This window comes from Kitasatospora sp. MY 5-36, from assembly GCF_001182915.1.
GTDB lineage: Bacteria > Actinomycetota > Actinomycetes > Streptomycetales > Streptomycetaceae > Kitasatospora.
The window spans coordinates 1-4,381 of sequence record NZ_LFVW01000797.1 but is presented as its reverse complement, the minus strand read 5'-3'; the positions used below and the strand labels follow the sequence as shown (position 1 = coordinate 4,381).

Annotated in this window: 4 protein-coding genes; 1 reads left to right on the top strand and 3 read right to left on the bottom strand. The window is 76.6% G+C overall.

Annotated features, from left to right (window positions below; genetic code table 11):
• A partial coding sequence (locus tag AE652_RS36210) for a DUF2252 domain-containing protein (protein ID WP_049659261.1) occupies nucleotides 1-1,356 on the top strand: 1,356 nt, incomplete at its 5' end.
• A 59-nt stretch (nucleotides 1,357-1,415) separates the two neighbouring features.
• On the opposite strand, the gene AE652_RS36205 is transcribed toward AE652_RS36210, so the two are convergent.
• Genes AE652_RS36205 through AE652_RS36195 form a run of 3 tightly spaced genes read right to left on the bottom strand, consistent with a single transcriptional unit; the run spans nucleotide 1,416 to nucleotide 4,235 of the window.
• Nucleotides 1,416-2,108 (bottom strand): alpha/beta fold hydrolase, encoded by a 693-nt coding sequence (locus AE652_RS36205; protein WP_049659260.1) that lies wholly within the window; start codon nucleotides 2,106-2,108, stop codon nucleotides 1,416-1,418.
• Nucleotides 2,109-2,136: 28 nt separating this feature from the next.
• Nucleotides 2,137-3,675 carry an MFS transporter gene (locus tag AE652_RS36200; protein WP_053112469.1) on the bottom strand — a complete coding sequence of 513 codons (1,539 nt, stop codon included), beginning with the start codon at nucleotides 3,673-3,675 and terminating at the stop codon, nucleotides 2,137-2,139.
• A complete protein-coding gene (locus AE652_RS36195) occupies nucleotides 3,672-4,235 on the bottom strand; it encodes a helix-turn-helix domain-containing protein (RefSeq protein WP_049659259.1) in 564 nt (187 codons plus the stop codon). Before AE652_RS36195 ends, AE652_RS36200 begins: the two co-directional genes overlap by 4 nt.
• Nucleotides 4,236-4,381: the final 146 nt, after the last annotated feature.

Genomic DNA, 4,381 nt, shown 5'->3' with positions numbered 1-4,381 from the left:
GGGTTCGCCCCGGCGCAGGACGGGCGGGCGCGGGAGCGCGGCAAGGAGCTGCGGACCCGGGTGCCCCGGGAGCGGCACGCGGAGTTCGCGCCCGCACCCGACCGGCCGACGGCCGTGACCGCGCTGGAGGCCTCCAACGCCGGCCGAATAGCCCGGCTGGTGCCGATCCGGGTCGGCCGGATGGCCGCCGGCCCGTTCGCGTTCCTGCGCGGCTCGGCCGGGCTGATGGCCGCCGACCTCGCGGGCACCCCGGTGACCGGGGTGGGCGCGCAGCTCTGCGGGGACGCGCACGCCGCGAACTTCGGCCTGTACGGCGACGCGCGCGGCCAGATCGTGCTGGACATCAACGACTTCGACGAGACCGTCCCCGGCCCCTGGGAGTGGGACCTCAAGCGGCTCGCCGCCAGCCTGGTGCTGGCCGCCCGGGAGGCCGGGGCGAGCGAGACCACCGCGCGCGAGGCCGCCCAGCACGTGGCGGGCTCCTACCGCCGGACGGTGCGCACGCTCGCCAAGCTGCCCGGGCTGGACGCCTGGAACGCGATCGCGGACGAGCAGCTGGTCTCCTTCGCCGAGGCGCACGACCTCGCCGAGGTGCTGCGCAAGGTCGGCGCGAAGGCGCTCGGCAACACCAGCGCCCGGTTCGCCGCCCGCAGCACCGCCCGTACCGCGGACGGCGGTTGGCGGTTCACGGCCGCTCCCCCGGTGCTCACCGAGGTGACCGACGCGACCGCCCGCGCCGTCGCGCACGCGCTCGGCCCGTACGTCGAGACGGTTCCGGCCGAGGTCCGCACCCTGCTGTCCCGCTACCGGGTGCAGGACGTGGCGTTCCGGGTGGTGGGCACCGGCAGCGTGGGCACCCGCTCGTACGTGGTGCTGCTCACCGACCACCGGGACCAGCCGCTGGTGCTGCAGGTGAAGGAGGCCCGCCCGTCCGCGCTGCTGCCGTACCTGCCGGCCGGGCCGCGGCCCGCGGCGGACGGGCACGAGGGCCGCCGGGTGGTGCTCGGCCAGAAGCACATGCAGGTGGTCAGCGACACCCTGCTGGGCTGGACCACGGTCGACGGACTCCCCTACCAGGTGCGGCAGTTCCGCAACCGCAAGGGCAGTGTCGACCCGGCGGCGCTGCTGCCGGGCCAGCTGGACGACTACGCCCGGATCACCGGCGCGCTGCTGGCCCGGGCACACTCGCACACCGCCGACCCCGGCCTGCTGGCCGGGTACTGCGGCAAGAGCGAGGCACTGGACGAGGCCGTCGCCGCCTTCGCGGTGGCCTACGCCGACCGCACCGAGGCCGACCACGCCGACCTGCTGACGGCGGTGCGCAACGGGCGGCTGCCCGTCGAGCACGGCGTCTGACCGATCCGCCGCCCGCCCCACCCGGTGTCCGCCTCACTCGACGGCAGCGGCCCGGCGGCTCAGCGGGCCAGGAACGGCGCCACCGCGGCGACGAACCCGGCGGGCCGGGCACCGTGCACCAGGTGCCCGGCCTCGACGGTGACCAGGCGGCAGTCCGGGATCAGCCGGGCGAGTTCGGCGATCCGCTCCTGCGGGACGTGGCTGGCCGGGCCGCCGGCGACGGCCAGGGTGCGGGCGGTGATCCCGGCCAGCCCCTCCCGCCAGGCCGGGTCGGGGTCGTCGAGCTGGGCCTTGACCGCCCGGACCGCCGCCCAGTCGAAGTGCACGTCCGGGTCCGGGTCCTCGGCCGGCGCGCTCGCCGGGCGCGGGTACAGCGCGGGGATCTCCTCCAGGACCAGCCGGTCGATCCGCTCCGGCGCGGCCTGGGCGAGCAGGTAGGCGACGGCGCCGCCCATCGAGTGGCCGACCAGGTCGACGCGGGCGAGCCCGAGGGCGTCGAGGAAGGCCAGCACGTCGTCCCGCATCGCCTCCAGCGCGTAGGCGGCGGTGCGGGCGCTGTCGCCGTGGCCGCGCAGGTCGAGCGCGTACACGTGGTGGCCGGGGGCGAGCTCCGGCAGGACGGTGTCCCAGTCGGCGGCCCGCTCGCCGAGGGCGTGCAGCAGCACCAGCGGCGGGCCGCCGGGCCGTCCGCTCTCGCGGTAGGCGAGCGTCACCTCGGGCAGGTCCACGGTCCGGGTCCGTACGTCGGTCATGCCCGCCACGGTACGCGCCGACCACCGCCTAGCGGACCGGTGTTCGCCCTCGGCTCATCGCGACCGGTCCGCCGTCGTGCTGCTCGCGGGCCGTGGCGCGGCCGGCGAACACCGAGGCCAGGACGGCGAGTCCGGCCACCGCGGCGCACACCACGCTCGCCGTCAGGTAGGCGGAGCGGTGCCCGCCGCCGCCGACGGTCTCCCGCAGGTAGACCCCGGACAGGGCCGAGACCGCGACGGCCGCCGCGATCCGCTGGGCCATCTGCAGGATCGCCCCGCTCACCCCGGCCGCCTCGGCGGGCGCGTGGCGCAGCACGTACGCCTGGTTGGTGGAGCCCATCAGGCCGACCGAGGCGCCGCCGAGCAGTTGCAGCAGGGCCAGCAGCCAGGGCAGCACGGCGGCGGGCGCCCAGTGCGCGAGCAGTCCGCTGAACAGCATGGCGAGCGCGGAACCGACCATCCCGACGGTGACGGTGCGTCGGCCGTAGCGCTGGACGACCCGCCAGGCGAGCGCGGAGGCCACGCCCATGGCCACGGCGGAGGGCAGCGCGACCAGCGCGGCGCCCATCGGGGAGAGGCCGAGGCCGTCCTGGAGGAACATGGTCAGGACCAGCGAGGCGGCGAGCGAGGAGCCGAACTGGGCCATCGCGGTGGCCGTTCCGAGCGCGTACGGCGCGGAGCGGGTGAGGGCCGGGTGGATCAGCGGGTGGCCGCCGGACCGGGCGTAGCGCCGCTGCCACCAGGCGAGCGCGCCGAGCAGCAGCAGGGCGGCGGCCGCGAAGGCGAGCCAGCCGGTCCAGCCGGGCGGCCGGACGAAGGGCAGCATCAGGGCCAGGGTGAGCGCCCCGACCAGCAGCAGGCCGAGGACGTCGAGGTCGGCGTTCCGGGCGCTGGGGCGGGGCTTCGGCAGGTGGCGGGCCGCCAGGGCGACGGTGGCCAGGCCGAAGGGGACGTTGAGCAGGAAGGTGAGCCGCCAGCCGTGCTCGGGGCCGGCCAGGGCCAGCACCGCGCCGCCGATCGGCGGGCCGAGCGTGAAGGCGAGGCCGCCGGTGACGGCGTACATGCCGAGGGCGCGGGCCCGCAACTGGCCGTCGAAGACGTCCTGGAGGGTGCCGATCATCTGGGAGTTGACCAGGCCGGCGCCCACGCCCTGGAGCAGCCGGGCGGCGATCAGCACCCCGGGCTCGGTGGCGGTCGCGGAGACCAGGCTGACCAGGGTGAACAGGGCGAGGCCGGTGACGAAGAACCACTTGCGGCCCTTGACGTCGCCCAGCCGCCCGCCGGGGATCAGCGCGAGGCCGAAGGCGAGCGAGTAGCCGGCCACGATCCACTGGAGGTCGGCGGGCCCGGCGTGCAGGGTCTCGCGCAGGGCGGGGATGGAGGTATTGAGGACGGACTGGTCGAGCAGCGTGGTGAAGCCGCCCGCGACGCAGACCAGCAGGACCCGGCGCCCGGCGGCGTCGAAGCGCTCCTTGGGTCCCCCGGGCTTCCCGGGTTCCTCGGGCGCCCCGCCGTTCCCGGGGCTCTCCTCGGGCTCCTTCGCTATCGGCCCGGTGGCGGCGCTCACGGCTCGACCACCACCAGCGCGTACCGGGCCTCGCCCGGGCCGAGGCTGCGGAAGCGGCTGGTGCTGCCGACGTAGCGCAGGCAGTCGCCGGGGCCGAGCGGCTGCGGCTCACCGTCCACGGTCAGCTCCAGGTTCCCCTCCAGCAGCCAGAGGTGGTGCTCCCGGCCGGGCGTGCAGGCGCGGTCGTAGGCGATGTCCGCGCCGGCCGGCAGCCGGCCCTCGATGATCTCCGCGCGCAGCGAGCCGTGCGGCGGCGAGACCGACCGGCGGACGAACCCGGTCGTCCCGTCCCGCCACACCTGCTGCTCCCCGGCCCGCACCAGCCGGGCCGGACCGGACTCCACCTCGGCGAGCAGCCGGGACATGGTCCGCCCGTACACGGCGCAGAGCCGCCCGAGCAGCGCGGCCGTCGGGCTGACCTCCGCCCGCTCCACTCGGGACAGCGTCGACCGGCTGACGTCCGCCAGCCGTGCCAACTCCTCCAAGGTCCACCCGCGTTCCAGCCTCAGCTCGGCGAGTCGTTGTGCCAGCCGCTCGTCGGCGGCCGCGTCGATTCCCATATTCGCGATGCTATCCCGGATATGAGATCCACTCACCGGGGTCGGCCCCGGGGCCCCGGGTCGTCGGAAGCCTTCGGGCGGCGGCCCCGCCCCGGCGCACGCGGCGCCCCGAGCCGGGGCGAGGTGCGCGCGGACGCCGGGGCGGG